This window comes from Devosia sp. RR2S18, from assembly GCF_030177755.1.
In the GTDB taxonomy this organism is placed as follows: domain Bacteria; phylum Pseudomonadota; class Alphaproteobacteria; order Rhizobiales; family Devosiaceae; genus Devosia; species Devosia rhizosphaerae.
Map to the genome: position 1 here is coordinate 3,627,040 of NZ_CP126539.1, position 18,292 is coordinate 3,645,331.

General features: G+C 61.9%; 20 protein-coding genes. 8 read left to right on the forward strand and 12 right to left on the reverse strand.

Annotated features, from left to right (window positions below; all coding sequences use genetic code 11):
- Positions 1–64: 64 nt before the first annotated feature.
- On the reverse strand, positions 65–895 hold the full coding sequence (locus QOV41_RS17955) for a prephenate dehydratase (RefSeq protein WP_284578221.1): 831 nt from the start codon (positions 893–895) through the stop codon (positions 65–67).
- 256 nt (positions 896–1,151) lie between these two features.
- Here QOV41_RS17955 and QOV41_RS17960 point away from each other — a divergent pair, with 256 nt between their 5' ends.
- Positions 1,152–2,024, forward strand: coding sequence for a c-type cytochrome (locus tag QOV41_RS17960; RefSeq protein ID WP_284578223.1), 873 nt, complete (start codon positions 1,152–1,154; stop codon positions 2,022–2,024).
- Between the two features lie 68 nt (positions 2,025–2,092).
- Positions 2,093–3,028, forward strand: a complete 936-nt coding sequence (locus QOV41_RS17965) for a 2-hydroxyacid dehydrogenase (RefSeq protein WP_284578225.1) — start codon at positions 2,093–2,095, stop codon at positions 3,026–3,028.
- Here QOV41_RS17965 and QOV41_RS17970 read toward each other — a convergent pair whose 3' ends face one another.
- The gene (locus QOV41_RS17970; RefSeq protein WP_284578227.1) at positions 3,029–4,381 is read right to left on the reverse strand and encodes a leucyl aminopeptidase family protein; all 1,353 of its coding nucleotides are present in this window, start codon (positions 4,379–4,381) and stop codon (positions 3,029–3,031) included.
- Positions 4,382–4,522: 141 nt separating this feature from the next.
- Between QOV41_RS17970 and QOV41_RS17975 the strand changes: the two genes are divergently transcribed.
- Together QOV41_RS17975 and QOV41_RS17980 are read left to right on the forward strand one after the other, a co-directional pair.
- Positions 4,523–5,293, forward strand: coding sequence for a tetratricopeptide repeat protein (locus tag QOV41_RS17975; RefSeq protein WP_284578228.1), 771 nt, complete (start codon positions 4,523–4,525; stop codon positions 5,291–5,293).
- 55 nt (positions 5,294–5,348) lie between these two features.
- Positions 5,349–5,555 carry a hypothetical protein gene (locus QOV41_RS17980; protein WP_284578229.1) on the forward strand — a complete coding sequence of 69 codons (207 nt, stop codon included), beginning with the start codon at positions 5,349–5,351 and terminating at the stop codon, positions 5,553–5,555.
- A 6-nt stretch (positions 5,556–5,561) separates the two neighbouring features.
- Here QOV41_RS17980 and QOV41_RS17985 read toward each other — a convergent pair whose 3' ends face one another.
- From QOV41_RS17985 to QOV41_RS18020, 8 genes are all read right to left on the reverse strand, one after another.
- On the reverse strand, positions 5,562–6,560 hold the full coding sequence (locus QOV41_RS17985; protein WP_284578230.1) for a type II secretion system F family protein: 999 nt from the start codon (positions 6,558–6,560) through the stop codon (positions 5,562–5,564).
- 19 nt (positions 6,561–6,579) lie between these two features.
- Positions 6,580–7,557 (reverse strand): type II secretion system F family protein, encoded by a 978-nt coding sequence (locus QOV41_RS17990; RefSeq protein ID WP_284578233.1) that lies wholly within the window; start codon positions 7,555–7,557, stop codon positions 6,580–6,582.
- A 5-nt stretch (positions 7,558–7,562) separates the two neighbouring features.
- On the reverse strand, positions 7,563–9,059 hold the full coding sequence (locus tag QOV41_RS17995; RefSeq protein ID WP_284578235.1) for a CpaF family protein: 1,497 nt from the start codon (positions 9,057–9,059) through the stop codon (positions 7,563–7,565).
- Between the two features lie 24 nt (positions 9,060–9,083).
- A complete protein-coding gene (locus tag QOV41_RS18000; protein ID WP_284578236.1) occupies positions 9,084–10,355 on the reverse strand; it encodes an AAA family ATPase in 1,272 nt (423 codons plus the stop codon).
- Between the two features lie 39 nt (positions 10,356–10,394).
- Positions 10,395–11,792 (reverse strand): type II and III secretion system protein family protein, encoded by a 1,398-nt coding sequence (locus QOV41_RS18005; RefSeq protein ID WP_284578238.1) that lies wholly within the window; start codon positions 11,790–11,792, stop codon positions 10,395–10,397.
- A 14-nt stretch (positions 11,793–11,806) separates the two neighbouring features.
- Positions 11,807–12,715: a Flp pilus assembly protein CpaB gene (gene cpaB / locus QOV41_RS18010; protein ID WP_284578240.1), complete on the reverse strand. Its 909-nt coding sequence runs from the start codon at positions 12,713–12,715 to the stop codon at positions 11,807–11,809.
- Positions 12,716–12,911: 196 nt separating this feature from the next.
- Positions 12,912–13,412 carry an A24 family peptidase gene (locus QOV41_RS18015; protein WP_284578241.1) on the reverse strand — a complete coding sequence of 167 codons (501 nt, stop codon included), beginning with the start codon at positions 13,410–13,412 and terminating at the stop codon, positions 12,912–12,914.
- Between the two features lie 13 nt (positions 13,413–13,425).
- A complete protein-coding gene (locus tag QOV41_RS18020) occupies positions 13,426–13,671 on the reverse strand; it encodes a Flp family type IVb pilin (protein ID WP_350151180.1) in 246 nt (81 codons plus the stop codon).
- 363 nt (positions 13,672–14,034) lie between these two features.
- Between QOV41_RS18020 and QOV41_RS18025 the strand changes: the two genes are divergently transcribed.
- The 4 genes from QOV41_RS18025 to QOV41_RS18040 all read left to right on the forward strand — a co-directional run bounded on the left by QOV41_RS18025 (position 14,035) and on the right by QOV41_RS18040 (position 16,404).
- Positions 14,035–14,478 carry a pilus assembly protein N-terminal domain-containing protein gene (locus tag QOV41_RS18025; RefSeq protein WP_284578243.1) on the forward strand — a complete coding sequence of 148 codons (444 nt, stop codon included), beginning with the start codon at positions 14,035–14,037 and terminating at the stop codon, positions 14,476–14,478.
- Between the two features lie 97 nt (positions 14,479–14,575).
- On the forward strand, positions 14,576–15,136 hold the full coding sequence (locus tag QOV41_RS18030; RefSeq protein WP_284578244.1) for a TadE/TadG family type IV pilus assembly protein: 561 nt from the start codon (positions 14,576–14,578) through the stop codon (positions 15,134–15,136).
- A complete protein-coding gene (locus tag QOV41_RS18035) occupies positions 15,136–15,717 on the forward strand; it encodes a TadE/TadG family type IV pilus assembly protein (protein ID WP_284578245.1) in 582 nt (193 codons plus the stop codon). The genes QOV41_RS18030 and QOV41_RS18035 overlap by 1 nt, the downstream gene beginning before the upstream one ends.
- Before the next feature lie 66 nt (positions 15,718–15,783).
- Complete coding sequence (locus tag QOV41_RS18040; protein ID WP_284578246.1) at positions 15,784–16,404, forward strand: HAD family hydrolase; 621 nt, start codon at positions 15,784–15,786, stop codon at positions 16,402–16,404.
- A gap of 10 nt (positions 16,405–16,414) precedes the next feature.
- Here the strand turns inward: QOV41_RS18040 and upp are convergent, their stop codons facing one another.
- Together upp and QOV41_RS18050 are read right to left on the reverse strand one after the other, a co-directional pair.
- Positions 16,415–17,059 carry a uracil phosphoribosyltransferase gene (gene upp, locus QOV41_RS18045; RefSeq protein WP_284578247.1) on the reverse strand — a complete coding sequence of 215 codons (645 nt, stop codon included), beginning with the start codon at positions 17,057–17,059 and terminating at the stop codon, positions 16,415–16,417.
- Positions 17,060–17,074: 15 nt separating this feature from the next.
- Positions 17,075–18,292 carry a phosphopentomutase gene (locus QOV41_RS18050; RefSeq protein WP_284578248.1) on the reverse strand — a complete coding sequence of 406 codons (1,218 nt, stop codon included), beginning with the start codon at positions 18,290–18,292 and terminating at the stop codon, positions 17,075–17,077.

Below are 18,292 nucleotides of genomic sequence, written 5' to 3' on the forward strand. Positions count from 1 at the left end.
TGGGTGTCGGGGCGGACCATAGTCAGGCGCAATTGGCTGTCAATCGCGCCCGCACCGGGCCCGACTAGTGGTTCTCGGTCTTGGGGTAGACGCCCAGGATGCGGAAATAGTCGGTGAAGAAGCCAAGTTCCTCGAACGCTAGCTGGACGCTGCGGTCTTCGGGATGCCCCTCGATATCGGCATAGAACTGAGTGGCGGTGAAGGCGCCGCCCACCATGTAGCTTTCGAGCTTGGTCATGTTGACCCCATTGGTCGCAAACCCGCCCATGGCTTTATAAAGCGCGGCAGGCACGTTGCGCACGCGGAAGACAAAGGTCGTCTTGACCTTGCCCGTTGCCGACGATGCTTCAACCTTGTCGCGCGAGAGCACGAGGAAACGGGTCGTGTTGTGCTCGGCGTCTTCGATATTGGAGGCGAGCACATCCAGATTGTAGATTTCCGCGGCAAAGCGGGAGGCGATGGCGGCGACGCTCCGATCACCGGCTTCCGAGACCTGGCGCGCCGACCCGGCGGTATCCACACCATTAATTGTGCGCAGGCCGCGCTCGGCGATAAAGCGACGGCATTGGCCGAGCGCCACGGAAAGCGACTGCACCGCGCGAATGTCCTCGAGGCGCGTTCCCGGCAACCCCAGCAGGTTCATCTCGACGCGCAGATAGGTCTCGCCAATAATAAAGAGACCGCTTTCGGGCAGCAGATGATGGATATCGGTGATCCGGCCGTAGAGTGAATTTTCCACCGGCACCACCGCTAGATCTGCCCGACCTGTCTGCACCGCAGCAATGGTCTCCTCGAAGGTGACGCAGCCGACCGCCTCTTCGTCGGGAAACAAATTGTGGGCGGCCGCGTGGCTGAAGGCGCCGGGCTCGCCCTGAAAGGCGATCTTCTTGGTCATGGTGCTGTCCTGCGGTTGGCGGGCAAAGGCTTTTGAACCGGGGGGAAAGCGGAGTCAATTCGCCGGGCCCACGGTTGCCCGGCGGGGCACAGGCGCGCAATCGTCGCACTTGAAGTTTGCCCTGTTGCGCGCCCCGGACCTTTGCGACTATGTTCCGCGCGCGTTTGCCCCCCGCGTTGAGGCGATTTCCTTCGGGACCATCGCAGTGTTAGGGGCTCGCGTATCGTCCAAGGGGATGGACCGGCAGAGAGACCAAATGGATTCGTTCGAGCTAAACAAGATCATGGGCGCCGTGCTGGGCACGCTGTTGTTCGTCATGGGCGCCGGCTTTGTCGCTGAAGCCATCTACCATCCCATCGAGAACCGTGGGCCTGGCTACAATCTGCCTGAGCCCGAGGCGATTACCGGTGACGGCGGCGTCGCCGAAGTCGCCGAGGAAGTACCGCTTGGCCTGCTGCTCGCCAGCGCCGACGTCGACGCCGGCGCAGCAGCCGTGCGCAAGTGCCAGTCTTGTCACACTTTTGGCGAGGGCGAGCCGCACAAGCAGGGGCCAAACCTCTATGGAGTGGTTGGCCGCTTGGAGGGTTCGGCTGAAGGCTATTCCTATTCAGAGGCGCTTCTGGCCCACAACGCCGCCGGCGATATCTGGAGCTATGAGAACCTCAACGCCTTCCTGATCCGCCCGACCGATTATGCGCCCGGTACCAAGATGAACTTCGCCGGTATCCGTACCCCCGAAGAGCGCGCCGACATCCTGGCCTATCTCCAGACACTCGCGACCGATCCGGTACCGTTCCCCGATCCCGAAGTGGCTGCCGCTACGCCGGCGGACGGTGCGGAAGACGCAGACGCTATCCCGACCGAAAGCGATGAACTGCAAGTGGTCGACCCGGCCGACCCGACCAACCCTGCAATCACGGCGCCCGAAAACGTGACGGTTCCCGTGTCGCCCGAGGGTGGTTTGGATACGCCGACCGAAACCCGCACGGAGACACCGGTCGTGGGCACGCCTACTACGAGCGGCACCCCGGCCGTCACCGAACTCCCAGGAAACGACGTCAACCGCCCTGAAAACGCGGTGGCGCCGATGGAGCCGGTCAATCCGGCTACCCCTCCCGCGGCTCAGTAAATAGAGCAATGCCTATCCAGGCCGCACCCCACCGGGTGCGGCTTTTTCTTTGAGGGGGACCCCTGACCATGCTTTTGCTGCACCTCTCCGATGTCGATGAAGCAAGCTGGGCGGACAAGCTCGCGGCGGCGCTGGCGCCCTATCCCGTCGTGCGTCGGGGCGACGCGTTCGATCCGGCAGAGGTGCACTATGTCTTTGTGTGGAAGCCCAAGCCCGAAGCCTTCGATGGGCTGACAGGGCTCAAGGCTATCCTGTCGCTGGGCGCGGGCGTCGATGCCCTCCTCAAGCACCCCAAGTTGCCGGACGTACCGATGGTACGGTTCGTCGATACTGATCTCAGTCAGCGCATGAGCGACTATGTGGTGGCGCAGGTGACCATGCATCACCGCCTCTACACCCGTTTCCGTGCCGATCAGAAGGCACGCCGATGGAGCCAGCTTTATCCGCCAGCCGCCTCGGAAACCAGCGTGGGCATAATGGGCATGGGCGTGCTTGGCCAGGATGCCGCCAAGCGCCTCTTACCCTTGGGATTTACCCTGCGCAGCTGGAGCCGCACACCCAAGTCGCTCGAAGGCGTGGAGGGCTTTGCGGGAGACGCCCAGTTCGACGCCTTTCTGCGTGGCACCGACATATTGGTGAACTTGCTGCCGCTGACGCCCGAAACCACGGGCGTTCTCAACTACGAGACCTTCGGCAAGCTCCGCCGGAAGCTCGATGGTGGGCCGGTGATCGTCAATGCGGCACGAGGCGGTCACCAGAAGGAAGCCGATATCGTTCGCGCGCTGGAGGATGGCACGCTGGGAGCGGCCAGTCTCGACGTGTTCGAAACCGAGCCACTGCCCCAGGACAGCCCGCTCTGGGACATCGAGAACTGCTATATCACGCCACATATTGCCGCCATCTCCGACGAGAAGAGCGGGGTGTCCTACTATGCTGGCATCATCCGCGACCATGAAGCGGGCAAGCCGCTGCCCAATGTGGTGGATCGCCAGCGCGGCTACTAACTACGCCGCAGGATAGCGCTGCTTGAGGACGCCGTAGACGGCGCGGATGCCCTGATCGGTACCGCCTTGCGAGCGGGCGAGCCGCGCTTCGGGCGCCCAGCCGAAAATGTCGAGGTGCACCCAGGCGGCGGCATTATCAACAAAGCGCCGGAGGAACAGCGCGGCCGTGACCGAGCCGGCAAAGCCGCCCGTACCGGCATTGTTCACATCGGCGACCTTGGAACTCATCATCGCGTCATAGGGCGACCAGAGCGGCATCTGCCAGAGCGGATCATCGCTGGCGGTCCCCGCCGCCATTAGGGCGCGGGCGAGTTCATCGTCGGTGGAATAAAGCGGCGGCAGTTCGGGGCCGAGCGCCACGCGGGCGGCGCCGGTGAGCGTCGCCATGTCGAGCAGCAATGCGGGGCTTTCCTCGTCGGCCAGCGCCAAGGCGTCGGCGAGAATGAGCCGGCCTTCAGCGTCGGTATTGCCGATCTCCACCGTCAGGCCTTTGCGGGATGTGAGCACGTCGCTCGGGCGGAAGGAGGTGCCCGAGATGGCGTTCTCCACCACCGGGATCAGCACCCGCAGCCGCAGCCGCAGCTTGGCCGAGACGATGGCGTGGGCGAGGCCTAGCACATTGGCGGCGCCCCCCATGTCCTTTTTCATCAGCAGCATGCCCGAGGCCGGCTTGATATCGAGGCCACCGGTGTCGAAGGTCACGCCCTTGCCCACCAGCGTCACCTTAGGATCGTCGGGATTGCCCCAGGTGAGATCAAGCAGGCGCGGCGCTTGCGCACTGGCCCTGCCCACGGCGTGGATCATCGGAAAGCCCGCGGCAAGGAGGTCGTCGCCCACAATCGCGCGGCACTCCATGCCACGATCTGCCGCGAAGCTGCGGATTGTTTGGTCGAGAGCATCGGGGCCGAGATCGTTGGCCGGGGTGTTGATGAGGTCGCGCGCCAAGGCGGCGCCGCTCACGAGGCGATCGACTTCGTCCGCGTCGGCCCCGGCGGGCAAATCGAGCACTGGCGCGGGCTTGCCCGCGCGATAACGGTCGAACCGGTAGGCGCCGAGGCGGAAGCCGAGCGCTGCCAGCGTTGGATCGCCAGATGCGCCTTGGAAGTGGAATTGCCCGGGACCAATGACGGCGCCGGCCTGCGCCGCAACCAGTGGCGGACGGTCTGCCACCGGACCGGTGCCAAATAGGTGCCCGGCCAATCCGCCCTGCGGATCAGGCAGGGCGAGGAGGCGCCCGCGCTGCCCCGTAAAGCCATTGGCATCGGCCCAGGCGCGATGCGCGGCGGAAAGGTTGGCTGCGGCAAGCGCGCCCTCTTCCACGAAGATGATGGGCAGGGAGGTGGCGCTGGACATGAAGAGCTCCGCTTTTGATCGTCTCCTTCTAGCGAGCACAAGAGAGGGGAGCAACCTTGGCGAACCCAGCCTTAACCGCCCGTTAGGGTTAATGATTTATTGAGAGAAGCAACTGGGCTGACCGCCCGAGGAGTTGCCAGAGTGATCGCGCCCGTCCCCTTTGCCAAGTCAATGCGCGCGCTGCTGTTCGCGAGCGTCGCGGCAGTGGCAATGACTGCCTGCGCCAGCAATCGCACCAGCATCCCCTCCCCTGATTATTCCGGAATGCCGATGGCAGAGAGCCATCAGAACCTCGCCGAACTGGGTGCACGCTACAAGCAGCACCCCAAGGACAAAGCCGCCATCATCCACTATGCGGCAGCTTTGCGTGCTGTGGGCCAAAGCAGCCAGGCGGTGGCGGTGCTCGAAGCCGGCATGGCCTACCACCCCACGGACGCCGAAGTGCGGGTCGCCTATGCCAAAGCTTTGACCGCGGCGGGTCGGCTGGAGCAGTCGCTCCAGGTGATCGACAATACCATCCGCTCCGACATACCCGACTGGAATGCGCTCCTGGTCAAAGGCGCGACGCTAGACCAGATGGGCCGCAATCAGGAAGCCCGGATGCTCTACCAGCAAGCATTGACCATTGCCCCCGGCGAAGCCTCGATCGCCGCCAATCTCGGCCTCTCCTACGCGATGAGCAATGATCTCGCACAAGCCGAGCAACACCTGCGTCAGGCAGTGCAGATGCGCGGTGCCAATAGCCGCCATCGGCAGAATCTGGCACTGGTCGTGGGGCTGCAAGGGCGCTTCGAGGAGTGCCGGGCGCTCTATGCCGCCGAACTGCCGCCCGAGCAGGTTGAAAACAACATGAACTATGTACGGGCTTTGCTGACCCAGCAGAATCGCTGGGAGGTGATCGCGCAGGGCTAGGAGCAGGCATGCGATCTTCACGCTTTGTTAAAGCGATGGGATAAGCCTGGGCGGCATGAAGATCGGCAGGAAACCGCTCACTCCATACCAGCAGATGCAGGTCGCCAGCCATAAGCGCAAGCAGGCGGCCCAAAAGGCCATGGACAATTCGCAGATGACGCGAAACGTCTTGGCGTCCACCTTCAACGACAAACTCAACGGACAGGTGAAGCTGGTCGAGCAGATCCTGCGCTCACGCTCAGGCATCAACAAGAAGGTCTAGGCGCCGTTAGCCGCCCAGGCCCGGCGTGGCGAAGACCTTGATCATGGCCGGCGCCATGATGACGATGAAGAGCACCGGCAGGAAGAACAGGATCAGCGGCACGGTCAGCTTGGGCGGCAGCGATGCCGCCTTCTTTTCGGCGTCCATCATGCGCATCTCGCGACCTTCTTCAGCCATGACTCGCAGCGCCTGCCCGACAGAGGTGCCGTAGCGATCGGCCTGGATCAGCGCCGTCATCACCGATTTGACGCCATCAAGGCCCGTCCGGCGCCCGAGATTTTCGTAAGCTCGGCCACGATCTTCGAGGAAGGACAATTCGGCCGTGGTGAGGGTCAGTTCTTCGGCTAGCTCGGCGCTCTGCTGTCCGATCTCTTTGCCGACACGTTTGAAGGCGTGCTCCATGGACATGCCCGCCTCGACGCAGAGCAGCAGCAGATCGAGACAATCGGGCCAGGCGCGCTTGATCGAGACCTGCCGTTTGGTCGTGGTGTTCTTGAGCAGCAGCACGGGAACATAAGAGCCGACCAGGCCTGCACCGATGGCGTAGACGAGATTGAGATAGAGTGGCCGGTCACCGGGCACGAGGAAGACGAGGTAGGCGACGGCAGCTACCAGAATGGCAATCGGAGTCACGAAGCGCTGGAAGAGAAAAGTCGTTAGGTGGCCCTGCCCGCGATAGCCCGCCATAGCGAGTTTTTCGACCGTGGCGTCGTCCATGAACGCCTTCTTGAGGTCCAGCCGCTCCACCACCCGCTTTACATAGGCCTTGGGCTCGGCCGTGCGCCGAACCGACCGTCCGTCAACAGCTGCCGCGGAGCCCCGTAGGCGAGCCATCTCCTCGGCCCGCATCTTCTCACGTTCGAGAGCCACCCGCTTGATGCGGTCCCGCATCTCGGACTTGACGATGAAGCTCGAGCCGAAGGTGAAGACCACCGCGCCCGCCGAGATCGCAGCTAGAACCGCGATCAGGAAGTCGCGCTGGGTGAGAAGCTCGACAATGTTCATGCCCGGGCGCCTCTCATCATCAGTAGTCGAACTTGACCATGCGGTTCATGACGAACACGCCCATAGCTAGCATGCAGACGCCAACCCCGAGCCAAATATTGCCCAGGCTGGTGGCGAAAAGCGGCTGAAGGTAGCTCGGGCTGACGAGGCTCACCAGAGTGGCGACGACAAAGGGCAGCGAGCCGATGATGCCAGCGGAAGCCTTGGCCTCTGATGAAAGCGCCTTGACCTTCTGCTTCATCTTCTTGCGGTTGCGCAGCACGCGCGCCAAATTGCCCAGTGCCTCGGACAGATTGCCACCCGCCTGCTGCTGGACCGAGATCACGACCACAAAGAAGTTCACCTCCGGCAGGGGAACCCGATCGAGCAGAACCTGCACGGCCTCGGTCATCGACATGCCGAAAGCCTGCTGGTCGAGCACCCGGCCGAACTCTGACTTTACCGGCTCTTTGGCGTCCTTGGCCACGACGCGAATGGAGTCGTTGAGGGGGAGGCCGGTCTTGACGCCGCGCACGATGGCTTCCACAGCATTGGGCAGTTCGTCCAGGAAACGATCCTGGTAGATGCGGCGCTTGCGGCTGACATACATGCGCGGCAACAGGTAGGCTGCCGCGACGGCGAAGATGGCGGCGAAGTAGAACGGGACCTGCACCACCACCAGAACGACGAACGCTACCGCACCAAAGATCACGCTGTTGCGAATAAAGGTTGCCCGCGACACGGTCATCCCGGCCTGAAACAGCAATTGGGAGAGGTTGACGCGCTTCTTGGCGTTGAGGGCATCGCTTTGCTGCTTGAGAGCTTGCTGCACGCTCTTGCGGCGCTGGTCACGCGTTCGCGCTGCGTCATTCTCCAGTCGGTTCACCCGGACGTTGCCCTGCAGGGCCTTACGGCGCTTGGCCGCCCGGCCGCTGCCGCCCAGCGCCGAAGGCACCAGCGCAAAGCCGACAGCACCGACTGTCACCATGGCCAGGAGAGCAACAAGGATCAGTGTCATGGTCGCTATGCCCCCAGGAGCTCGCGCTGCTCGGTGTTGGACTTCTCCAGCGCCTCGACCAGGTTTAGCTCTTCGTTGAAGTAGCGCGCCCGTTCGGCGAATTGCGGCTTGGTAATGCCCGTCGAGCGATGGCGACCGAGCAGCATGCCGTTCTGGTCCTCACCCATGATGTCGTAGAGGAAAATGTCCTGCGTCACGATCACGTCCCCTTCCATGCCGAGCACCTCGGTGATGTGGGTGATGCGGCGCGAGCCATCCCGCAGACGCGCAGCCTGCACGATTACGTCGATCGAGGAGACGATCATCTCGCGGATGGTGCGGCTGGGCAGCGCGTAGCCGCCCATAGTGATCATGGATTCGAGACGGCTCAGCGCTTCGCGCGGCGAGTTGGCGTGGAGCGTGCCCATCGAGCCATCGTGACCGGTGTTCATGGCCTGGAGGAGGTCGAAAGCCTCCGGGCCACGCACTTCGCCCACGATGATCCGTTCTGGGCGCATGCGCAGGCAGTTCTTGATGAGATCGCGCATGGTGATCTCGCCTTCGCCCTCGAGATTGGGGGGGCGGGTTTCGAGGCGCACCACATGCGGCTGCTGCAGTTGCAGTTCAGCGGAGTCTTCGCAGGTGATGACCCGCTCGTCCTTTTCGATGAATGCTGTGAGACAATTGAGCAGTGTCGTCTTGCCCGAGCCCGTACCCCCAGAGATCAGCACATTGGCGCGCACGCGACCAAGGATGCGCAGCACTTCGGCGCCTTCGGGCGAAATCGAGTTGTATTTGACGAGCTGCTGGAGGGTGAGCTTGTCCTTCTTGAACTTACGGATGGTGAGCGCCGCGCCATCAATGGCCAAAGGCGGCGCAATCACGTTCACGCGCGAGCCGTCGGGCAGGCGCGCGTCACAGATGGGGGAACTCTCGTCGACGCGGCGGCCGACCTGGCTGACGATGCGCTGGCAGACATTCATCAGATGCGCGTCATCACGGAAGCGCACATTGGTGAGGCGCACCTTGCCGCCCACTTCGATGTAGCACTTCTGCGACCCGTTCACCATGATGTCGGCGATGTCGTCGCGCGCCAGTAAGGGCTCGAGCGGCCCATAGCCCAGCACGTCATTGCAGATGTCCTCGAGCAGGTCTTCCTGCTCGGAAATGGACATGATGATGGACTTGAGCGCGATGATCTCGGCGACGATGTCGCGGATTTCCTCGCGCGCGGCGTCCTGCTCCATGGTGGCGAGCTGGCTGAGATCGATGGAGTCGATCAGCGCGTTGAAGATCGCCGACTTGGTCTGGAAATATTGCTTGTCGCGCTGTGCGTCGGCGGGGGAACGGACGTCCACCACCTCCTCGCTCGGACGCATACGTGCCGCCATTGCATCGGTGTCGCTGCTGCGGCGGGCGACAGGCGCCGGCTCCGCACGCGGTGGCGGAGCGCTCGCAATCGGTCGCGACATCTCGCCGATGCCGGGGGTGTTGCCACCAAAAGTTGTGCGCTTGCCAAACATAGTCGTCCTATCGTCCTAGCGCGCCTAAGCCCGCTTCCGGAAAAGGGAGGGAAGCATTGCCAGACCGGAGGTCCGCTCCCCCGCCGCTGCGGCGTGGCGGCCCGTGACCATCATGCCAATCGAGCGATAAACCTCGTTGATCTTGTGGTTGGCGGCGATCTCGGCAATCATCTGGCCGTTATTGGCAGCAGTCCCAAACAGCGCCCCATCGAAGGGGATTTGCCCAACCAACTGACAATCCACCGAACTGGCAAATTCGCCGGCCGTTATCTCCGGTCGCTTGGGCAGCCCGAGCTTGTTGAGCACCAGACGCGGGGCGGTTTCGGTGGGCCGCAGCGCTTTTATGGTGTCAGCTAGGTTCTTGGCGTTGCGCAGATTGGCGAGGTCGGGTTCGGCGACAATAACAACCTCGTCGATGGTGGCGAGGGTGTGCCGCACCCAGGCGTTCCAGGCATGGGGGATGTCCAGGATCACCGCCGGCACCGAGTTCTGGCACATTTCCAGCACCTGCTCGAAGTCGCGCTCTTCGAAGTCGAACGTGTTGTCCAGCGTGACCGGAGCGGTGAGCAGGCTGATGTGACTGGCAGCCTTGCTCATCAGGCGGTCCAGCATGGTCTGGTCGACCTTCTGATTGGCCAGCATGGCATCGGCCAGACCGTGAGGCGGATCTTGATTGAAGTTGAGGCCCACCGTACCGAAGGCCAGGTCCATGTCGAGGATCAGGGTATCCTGCCGCAGGGCGGTGGCGATCGCCCAAGCCACGTTGTGGGCGACAGTCGACCCGCCTGCGCCCCCTTTGGCCGAAACAAACCCGATGGTGCGCCCGATAGGAGCTGAGTTTTCCGACGCAAAGAGGTCGGTCAGGGTCGATACGATCTGCTGGGCGGTCGCCGGCAACACGATGTACTCGGAAATACCCGCGCGGATCAGCTCGCGGTAGAGCAGCACATCGTTGACATGGCCGAGCACCACGACGCGCGTGGTGGCGTCACACACTTCCGCCAACCGCTCTAGCGCACCAGGGATCTCCTGGGGTGGCAGCGAGGTTTCGACAATGATGAGGTTGGGTGTGGGATTGGCCTTATACGTTTCGACCGCGCCGTCGACGCCACCATTGTGGGTGGTTAGGGCCACCTTGGACATGCGCCGGTCGTGGATTGCGCTCTCGACCAGCTGAGCTGTCTGCGAGTGCTCACAAAAGGCCTGGATGGTGATGCGTGGGATGAGGCGCGCGCCGCCGGCGATCTCGGCCACGGGCTCTTCTGCTGCTTTGGGTTCTGGAGTGAGGAAACTCATCGACTACTTCTCCTGGCGCCGGTCTCCCGGCGCACCAACTCAATCGAGGCTGAAGCCCACTGAACCTGCGAAACTGCCACGGATTTCGCCCGAGCCGGCCACGCCATAGAGGCGCTCGATCTTGCCCAGGAAGATCGCTTCGGCGTCACTTGAGGGCGCACTGTGGTCGGTGGGTACGGCCACGTGCCCGGCCGGGCTGGAATTGACCAGATAGGGCGTGACCAGGATCACCAGCTCAGTCTCAAAGCTCTGGTAGGAGCGCGAGCGGAACAGCGCGCCGAGGATCGGAATATTGCCCAGCCCCGGCAACTGGCTGATGTCCTGGGCAGTGCGCTGGTCCAGCAGTCCACCAATGGCCAAAGTGTTGCCGGCCGGCAGTTCGACCGTGGTGACCGCCTGGCGCTTATTGATGGTACCGTCGGACTGCGGCTCGGAAACGGAGGTATCAACCTTGATCCCGACAATACCGGACGATTTAACAGTCGGGGTGAATTCCAACTCAATGCCGTAGGGCTTGAAGATCGTCGTAATATTCCCGTCGGCGTCGCGGTTGGCATAGGGCAGTTCACCGCCGGCAAGGAAATCCGCGCTCTCCCCCGACATAGCGGTTAGTGTAGGTTGCGCGAGCACGTGGATAGCCCCTCGGGTCTCCAGTGCCTTGATGGCAGCATCCAGCTGGACATTGCCCACGGGGAAGCTGCCGGTCGCGGCATCTCCACCCCAGCCGGTGCCGGCCGCAACTTGGTTGTTCAAACCGAGATTGACCGAGCCGATGGTGACCGTGCCGGAGAGATTGATGCCCAGCTGTTTGGCGACGTCGCGGCGGATTTCCGAGACAGTGACCTGCAGCATGACCTGCTGGGAGCCGGCTACATCGATGATGCTGGCGACGTTTTCAGGCGATCCGGCGAACTGAATGGCCACCGCTTCAGCCCGCGTCTTGTCCTCGCCGGAGAGCACCGTACCGGTTAGGACCACGCGATTGGCGTCGCCAAGCGCGATGGACTCAACATGGATGTTCGAGCCCGGAATGACTCGCGCCAGAGCCAGCTCCAGCGCATTGCCGACCTGCGAGGGCTCCTCGATCACTTTGACGTCCAGCACAGCAATGGTGCGGCCCTGGTCATCGATAAAGAAGATGTTGGTATCGCCCCCACTGATGCCCTGGATCATGGCGCGCGTGCGGGTCCGCATGACCGCTGCCGCGACGCCAGGCTGAGAGACAATGACTTCCGCGGCGCCGGCGGGCAGGTCCACCAGAGCAGTCTTGTTGATCTGCACCTCGAACTTGCGCGTCGCACCATAGGATGCCGGTGAAATGGTGAGGTGCGTTTCGCCTGCCGCAAGGGCAGGGCTCGCCGACAACATCGCTGCCACGGCCGGGGCTGTAAGGGCGCCGAGAGCCCGGCGCGCGAAACGAGCCAGCATCTGGTTCATGGGTTTCTCCGCGCTCATTGAGGCACCATTTCGGGGTCGACCGGCAGTTCGGTTGAATTGGGTTGAGAGAAGGCGGGCGAGGACGGAGAAACCGGCACCAACTGCCCGGAGCGACCGGCAAGCACCGATTGCTCTCTGCCGAAGCGGATCAGCCGCACAGACTGGTTGGTGTCGGGGCCCGCGGCCACTGTGTTGTCGTCGAAGTCAACGACCGAGCGCAGCGTCAACGTCAGTTGCCCACGGGTCGAGGCGTTGATCAGGGTCTGCGCCTGGGCGGGCGTCAGTTCGAGCGTGGCGATGGTGGAGCTATCGAAAACCACCGGTTTAGGACGTGGTTCGGACGGGTCGACGGCCCCGCCGCTTTCACCCAGCTCGCCAAGGCGCTGCCCGATTGCGAGCACACGGACGTTGGAGAGGATGACCTCGGACTGCTCACCGGCCTCGCCCTGGGTGGTGAGCACCACATCGACACGATCATTGGGGACTACGAATCCGCCGGCGCTCGACACCGCCGTCACACCGACAGAGACCCCTCGCATGCCTTCGGACAACACAGCCGACAAATAGCCCTGGTCGGAGCGCACGAGCTTGGCTTCGCGAATGGGCTCGCCCGGGAAGAACTCGAAGCGAGCAACGGCGCCGTCGAGTTCGGCAGCCGCATCGGGCATGGCAGAGATGGTGACGTATTCAGCACGGAGGGCGCCCTCGGGCCAGTCCTGCCACTCCAGCGTGTCGGGGCTCAGCCGCTCGCCCATGCCGATGGGTGCCTTGGCCACCAGGATCTGTGTCTGGGGCTCCTGGACGACTTGCGTCTGCACGATCTGTTCGGGCGCGGGACGTGACCCACCACGCGTTACGAGAAACGCGGCCAAACCACCTGCGACAAGCGCAACGACCAGCAAGATGATACGCGCCGGCTTCATGCCCAACTCCGGTTACACGAGGCGCATTTCGCCCCAAGCCATGAGCTGAACAGTGGACTCAAAGGGTCAAAGTTTGGTTAATCGGGGCTTTTTCGAGAGAGTTAACAGAGCGTTATTCTCTATAGGAAGCGGGCTTTGCGGAAACGAGGGGTCAGCCTTTCCTAAGCCGAAGTCGAGCACCGCCGAAGTGATGATCTTAGGCTGCGAGGTGCAAGAAGATGGTAGATTGCGAGTAAGTCAGCAGGCCGGCAATGGCCAGTGCGATCCCATACGGCACACCAGACTTGCGGTCGTGCAGGCGCTCCAACCAGCGATACCGCGCCAAGAATGGAGTAAGGGGCAGGCCGCGAAGCGCCAGAATGGCTAAGGTCAACACACCGCCAAGGAGGCCCGCATAGACAAGATAGGGTAGTGTCAGCCCAAAGCCGAGCCAGAGCGTGGTCGCGGCGGCCAGCTTGGCATCGCCCCCTCCAATGACGCGAAGAGCAAACAAGGCAAACCCCGCGGCGAGTACCACAAAAGCGCAGGCCAGGTGCATGGCAAATTGCTGGAGTGGCATGCCTACCAGCAGTGCCAGCAGAAGGAACGCTCCGGTAAGAAGCAAGACCAGCTTGTTGGAGATGCGCATGGTCAAAAGGTCGGACGAAGCCGCGAACGCCATAGCGAGGGGGAAGACGAAGAGGAGAATTGCGCTCATCGGTGTTCCGTTTCTAGTCGACGGTTTGCCAGGCACCTGTAAGTGCCGCTTGCACTTCGTCTTCAACGTAGTTGAAGAGTACCAACACGCTGTTTCCTGTGGCAGCCACCGCAACTATGAGCGTTATGGTGATAATGGAAGCGATCAAGCCATACTCGATGGCGGTGGCGCCCCGCTCACAGATCCATAAGCTACGAAAGCGCAGCGCCAGACTCTCTGACATCCCGCGAAGCGCTTTCTGTCTATCTGCGCAGGACATGAACACCTTGGCTCTCGACTTACCAGAAGGGTGGCAACGGCTTCGCGGCGGTTATTCGCTAGGCCTTGCGCGGCTGTGAGGAAGATCTTCATCCCCAGGCTGCTGTTTTTCACGTCACTGCGTGGCGCTTTCGTCCGGCACGCCACACATCGAACCTAAGCAAAACGGTAGTCGGGAGCGGTTGAAATTACGTTAAACGAAAGGCGGCTCACTGCGCCAAAACTCTTCAGTGGAAGCATGTGCATCAGCAAACTGGCAGGGCAGGAATCGCCAGCGGCCCCTGACCCGACTGATCTTTGCCAAAAATTCACCATTCGGGGCGAGAGTGGACGCTAGCTTCCTTTAGCCTGCGGACCCCGTATCATGCGTTCAGTTCTTGCCGCCGTTTTCGTGCTTGTGTCCCTGATGGGGGCAGCACCCGCGGTGGCGAATGACGGCGCCCCGATCAATGTGAACGTCAACATGGCACGCATTCTCAGGATCAACGCCGCCGCCGCGACGGTGATCGTGGGTAACCCGGGAATTGCCGACGTTACGATCCAGGACCCGCAAACGCTGATCCTCACCGGCAAGAGCTATGGCCAGACCAATCTCATCGTGCTCGACAGCGCAGGAAATCCCGTAGCCGACACCATGATCGAAGTGGTGCAGATGCAGGCAGGCGTGACCACGGTCTATAACGGCCTTGCCCGACAGAGCCTCTCCTGTGCGCCCGTCTGCCAGTCGGTCATCATGATGGGCGATGACCCGACCTACTCGTCACAAGTGCTGGCCTCAGCGCAATTGGTGCAGTCAAACACCAACTGACCTGCTGTTCACCTATCGTTAAGGCTGCCAGCAATCTGTCAAATCGGTGGCTCTTCAGCTAACGGCTAATTAGCCAAACCGTCCTAGCGTGCTGTGCATGACTGGACGCCTTGCATCGAGAATAGGCCGAAAGCTGCTCGGGAAGCGGCGCCGCTTTGCACGCGATGAACGCGGCGCGACCGCGGTTGAGTTTGGGCTCCTCGCCTTTCCCTTTTTCGCTATCGTCGGTGCCATTCTCGAACAATCACTCGTTTTTCTGTCCGGACAGGTGCTGACTAGCGCGGTTCAGGACGCCTCCCGGCTGATCCGTACGGGCCAAGCAACAGCCACCAACTTCGACATCGATAAGTTCCGCGACATCATGTGCGGTCGACTCTACGGCCTCTTTGACTGCAGCGAAGTCCATCTCATGGTGACAGCTTATACGAACTTTTCTGAGGTCGAGTTCGTGGCGCCAGTCGACTGGGACTGCGAAATCGAGTGTGGCTGGACAGAGGACCAGGAGTTTGCGCCAGGCACGGCCAACTCAGTCGTGATTGTCCAAGCACATTACAAGCGCCCGGTCATCGTGAGCTTTGGTGGCGCTGGACAAGGTAATCTCGGCGACGGACGGCGGCTCCTTGGCGCTGCGGCCGTCTTTATGAACGAGCCGTTCTGATGTGGGTCGCGAGAGCCATTTCGCTCCTCCGGAAGTTCGGCGTCACGGAGGGCGGTGCGGCTGCGGTCGAATTCGCGCTTATCCTCCCTGTCATGCTCCTGGCCTATGTTGGCACAATGGAGGCTAGTGCCCTCATTTCGATGGATCGCCGGATCCAGACCGTTTCAAGCGTGGTGGGCGATCTTGTTGCCCGCAAAGAGGCGCTTGTCGAAAATGACCTGCTGAACTTCTTCGGGGCGTCTACCAGCATCATGACGCCTTACACAACGGCGACACTCACTCAAACCATCACCCAGATTGAAGTGAAAAAAGACCGAACAGTTAAGGTCATCGACTCCTTTGTGTTCACCAATGGCAAGCTCACCAAACGCACCACGGAGGAGACAGATGATACCTACGAACTTCCTGAGCCCATGCTCGACATTTCGTTGCCTGCATTCATCATCGCCTCGGAGGCAAGTTACTCATACACACCGTTCTACGGAATCGTCTTCGACCAGCCGGTAAACCTCTATCGTCAGACTTTCTATCTGCCGCGGCATGGCAGCACCAAAAGGATTACGATGCCCGGCCCCTCCTAGCCGGTTGCGCGGCCTCGTCCCCCATGCCACAAGCCGGCCATCCTTCCTCGATCCGGCTAGATCCTCATGACCGATACCATCGTCCCCGTCTTCGATCTCGGCGGCGTGTTCGTCGACTGGAACCCCATGTACCTGTTCCGCAAGCTCTTCGACACCGAAGAGGATGCGCTGTGGTTCCATCAGAACATCTGCACGCTCGACTGGAATCTTGAGTTCGACGCCGGCGAGATCTATTCGGAGGGGGTGGCCAAGCTCATCACCCGCTTCCCCAGATACTGGCGCGAGATCCAGGCCTACGACCAGCGTTGGAAGGAGACTCTGGGCGGGTTCATCCAGGGCACCATCGACATTCATGACGAGCTGATCGCCAATGAGGTCCCCACCTTTGCCATCACCAACTTCTCGTGGGAAAAATGGGTGAGTTGCCTGCCGGAGTGGCCGTTCCTCGAGAAGTTTGACGGCGTCATCGTCTCGGGTCTAGAGGGCCTGGTGAAGCCGGATCCGCGGCTCTACCGCGTCTTTTGTGAGCGGTACGGCCTTGCCCCCGAAAGCTGCGTCTTTATCGACGACAGCGAGCCAAACATCGTCGCCGCTCGCAAATATGGCATGCATGGCTGCCACTTCAAGAACCCCGAGCTGCTCCGCAAGGAACTGATCGCGCTCGGTTTGCCGCTCGCGGAAAAGTAGGCGTCCGCGCCTACTTCGTCCCATACATGCGGTCGCCGGCGTCGCCGAGGCCGGGAATGATGTAGCCCTTCTCGTTGAGATGGCTATCGATCGAGGCGGTAAATACCGGAACGTCGGGATGGGCGGCGTTGAAACGTTCGATGCCTTCGGGGGCCGCGAGCAGGCAGAGAAAGCGGATATTGTTGGCGCCGCGCTCTTTAAGCTTGTCGATGGCGGCGGTAGCCGAATTTGCCGTTGCCAGCATCGGGTCGACGACGATGATCAGGCGGTTGTCCAGGCTTGAGGGTGCCTTGAAGTAATACTCGACCGGCTCCAGCGTAACGTGATCACGATAAATGCCGATATGGGCAACGCGCGCCGCCGGCACGAGGTCGAGCATGCCATCGAGCAGCCCGTTGCCCGCCCGCAGGATGGAGGCAAAGACGAGTTTCTTGCCCTTGATGGTGGGCGCATCGAGCGGCGCCATGGGCGTCTCGATCCGCACGGTTTCAAGTTCGAGATCGCGCGTCACCTCGTAGCACATCAGGTGCGCGATCTCCCGCAGGAGCCGCCGGAAGCCGGCGATAGATGTTTCCTTGTTGCGCATGATCGTCAGCTTGTGCTGGATCAGCGGGTGACCGATGACGGTGACATTGGCGCGGCTGACATCGTTCATCGGAACACCTTTGCTTTAGAGGAAACTTACGCCATGGCGGCCCGGCGACAGGCCGAGCCAGTGGGCGATGCTCTCGCCTATATCGGCGAATGTGGACCGAATGCCAATCTCGCCCTGCGACAGGCTTGGGGAAAAGACAAGGATCGGCACCTGCTCGCGCGTGTGGTCGGTGCCCGGCCAGGTGGGGTCGTTGCCGTGATCGGCCGTCAGAACCAGCAGATCATCGTGCCGGAGCTTGCTGATCATCTGGGGCAGCAGACCATCGAATAGCTCGAGTGCGGCAGCATAGCCAGGAACGTCGCGGCGGTGCCCATATTCGCTGTCGAAGTCGACGAAATTGGTCATGATGAACGCCCGGTCGGCGGCCATTTCCAGCGCTTCCAGCGTCTTGTCGAACAGTTGAGGAATGCCGGTCCCCTTTATCTTGTGGGTGACACCCTGCCCCGCATAGATGTCCGAAATCTTGCCTATGGCGTAAACTTGGTTGCCGGCCGCCTTGTTCCGGTCCAGCAGCGTCGGCTCGGGCGGCGCGATGGCGAAATCCCGGCGATTGCCGGTGCGCTTGAAGCTGGTCGCGTCCTCACCAATGAAAGGTCGAGCAATCACCCGACCGATCATCAGCGGCTTGGTAAGCTCGAAGGCAATTTCGCAGATTTCGTACAGCCGGTCCAAGCCGAAATGGCTTTCATCGGCTGCGATCTGAAACACCGAGTCGATCGAGGTGTAGCAGATGGGCTTGCCTGTCCGGATCGACTCCTCACCAAGTGCGGCGATGATCTCCGTCCCCGAAGCGTGCTTGTCGCCCAGAATGCCGGGCAGCTTGGCGCGCTGGATGAACTCGGCGATCAGTTTGGGCGGAAAGGTGGGTTCGGACTGCGGAAAGTAGCCCCAGTCAAAGGGCACTGGCACACCGGCGATCTCCCAATGGCCCGAAGGCGTGTCCTTACCCTTGGAGACTTCCCGGCCCACGCCGAAGCGTCCCCTCTTGGCCACTGCAGAGAGCCCTGGCGGCACGGTACCGCTCGAGAGCTGAATGGCCGCGCCAAGGCCCATCGCGTCCATGTTGGGCACGTGCAGCGGGCCATGCCGCAGCCCCTGGCGGTCGGCTCTGCCATCGGCGGCCCATTCGGCGATGTGCCCGAAGGTGTTGGAGCCTTGATCGCCATATTTCTCGGCGTCGGGCGCTCCGCCGATACCAACGCTGTCAAGAATGCAAAGAATGGCGCGTGGCAT

What these genes read in the sequence shown, in the direction of transcription:
- QOV41_RS17960 (WP_284578223.1), top strand. Translation starts at nt 1,152, where the DNA reads ATGGATTCGTTCGAGCTAAACAAGATCATGGGCGCCGTGCTGGGCACG.
- cpaB (WP_284578240.1), bottom strand. Translation starts at nt 12,715, where the DNA reads ATGAAGCCGGCGCGTATCATCTTGCTGGTCGTTGCGCTTGTCGCAGGT.
- QOV41_RS17970 (WP_284578227.1), bottom strand. Translation starts at nt 4,381, where the DNA reads ATGTCCAGCGCCACCTCCCTGCCCATCATCTTCGTGGAAGAGGGCGCG.
- QOV41_RS17995 (WP_284578235.1), bottom strand. Translation starts at nt 9,059, where the DNA reads ATGTTTGGCAAGCGCACAACTTTTGGTGGCAACACCCCCGGCATCGGC.
- QOV41_RS18015 (WP_284578241.1), bottom strand. Translation starts at nt 13,412, where the DNA reads ATGAGCGCAATTCTCCTCTTCGTCTTCCCCCTCGCTATGGCGTTCGCG.
- QOV41_RS17955 (WP_284578221.1), bottom strand. Translation starts at nt 895, where the DNA reads ATGACCAAGAAGATCGCCTTTCAGGGCGAGCCCGGCGCCTTCAGCCAC.
- QOV41_RS18020 (WP_350151180.1), bottom strand. Translation starts at nt 13,671, where the DNA reads ATGTCCTGCGCAGATAGACAGAAAGCGCTTCGCGGGATGTCAGAGAGT.
- QOV41_RS17990 (WP_284578233.1), bottom strand. Translation starts at nt 7,557, where the DNA reads ATGACACTGATCCTTGTTGCTCTCCTGGCCATGGTGACAGTCGGTGCT.
- QOV41_RS18000 (WP_284578236.1), bottom strand. Translation starts at nt 10,355, where the DNA reads ATGAGTTTCCTCACTCCAGAACCCAAAGCAGCAGAAGAGCCCGTGGCC.
- QOV41_RS18035 (WP_284578245.1), top strand. Translation starts at nt 15,136, where the DNA reads ATGTGGGTCGCGAGAGCCATTTCGCTCCTCCGGAAGTTCGGCGTCACG.
- QOV41_RS17965 (WP_284578225.1), top strand. Translation starts at nt 2,093, where the DNA reads ATGCTTTTGCTGCACCTCTCCGATGTCGATGAAGCAAGCTGGGCGGAC.
- upp (WP_284578247.1), bottom strand. Translation starts at nt 17,059, where the DNA reads ATGAACGATGTCAGCCGCGCCAATGTCACCGTCATCGGTCACCCGCTG.
- QOV41_RS18040 (WP_284578246.1), top strand. Translation starts at nt 15,784, where the DNA reads ATGACCGATACCATCGTCCCCGTCTTCGATCTCGGCGGCGTGTTCGTC.
- QOV41_RS18030 (WP_284578244.1), top strand. Translation starts at nt 14,576, where the DNA reads ATGACTGGACGCCTTGCATCGAGAATAGGCCGAAAGCTGCTCGGGAAG.
- QOV41_RS18005 (WP_284578238.1), bottom strand. Translation starts at nt 11,792, where the DNA reads ATGAACCAGATGCTGGCTCGTTTCGCGCGCCGGGCTCTCGGCGCCCTT.
- QOV41_RS18025 (WP_284578243.1), top strand. Translation starts at nt 14,035, where the DNA reads ATGCGTTCAGTTCTTGCCGCCGTTTTCGTGCTTGTGTCCCTGATGGGG.
- QOV41_RS18050 (WP_284578248.1), bottom strand. Translation starts at nt 18,292, where the DNA reads ATGCCACGCGCCATTCTTTGCATTCTTGACAGCGTTGGTATCGGCGGA.
- QOV41_RS17985 (WP_284578230.1), bottom strand. Translation starts at nt 6,560, where the DNA reads ATGAACATTGTCGAGCTTCTCACCCAGCGCGACTTCCTGATCGCGGTT.
- QOV41_RS17980 (WP_284578229.1), top strand. Translation starts at nt 5,349, where the DNA reads ATGAAGATCGGCAGGAAACCGCTCACTCCATACCAGCAGATGCAGGTC.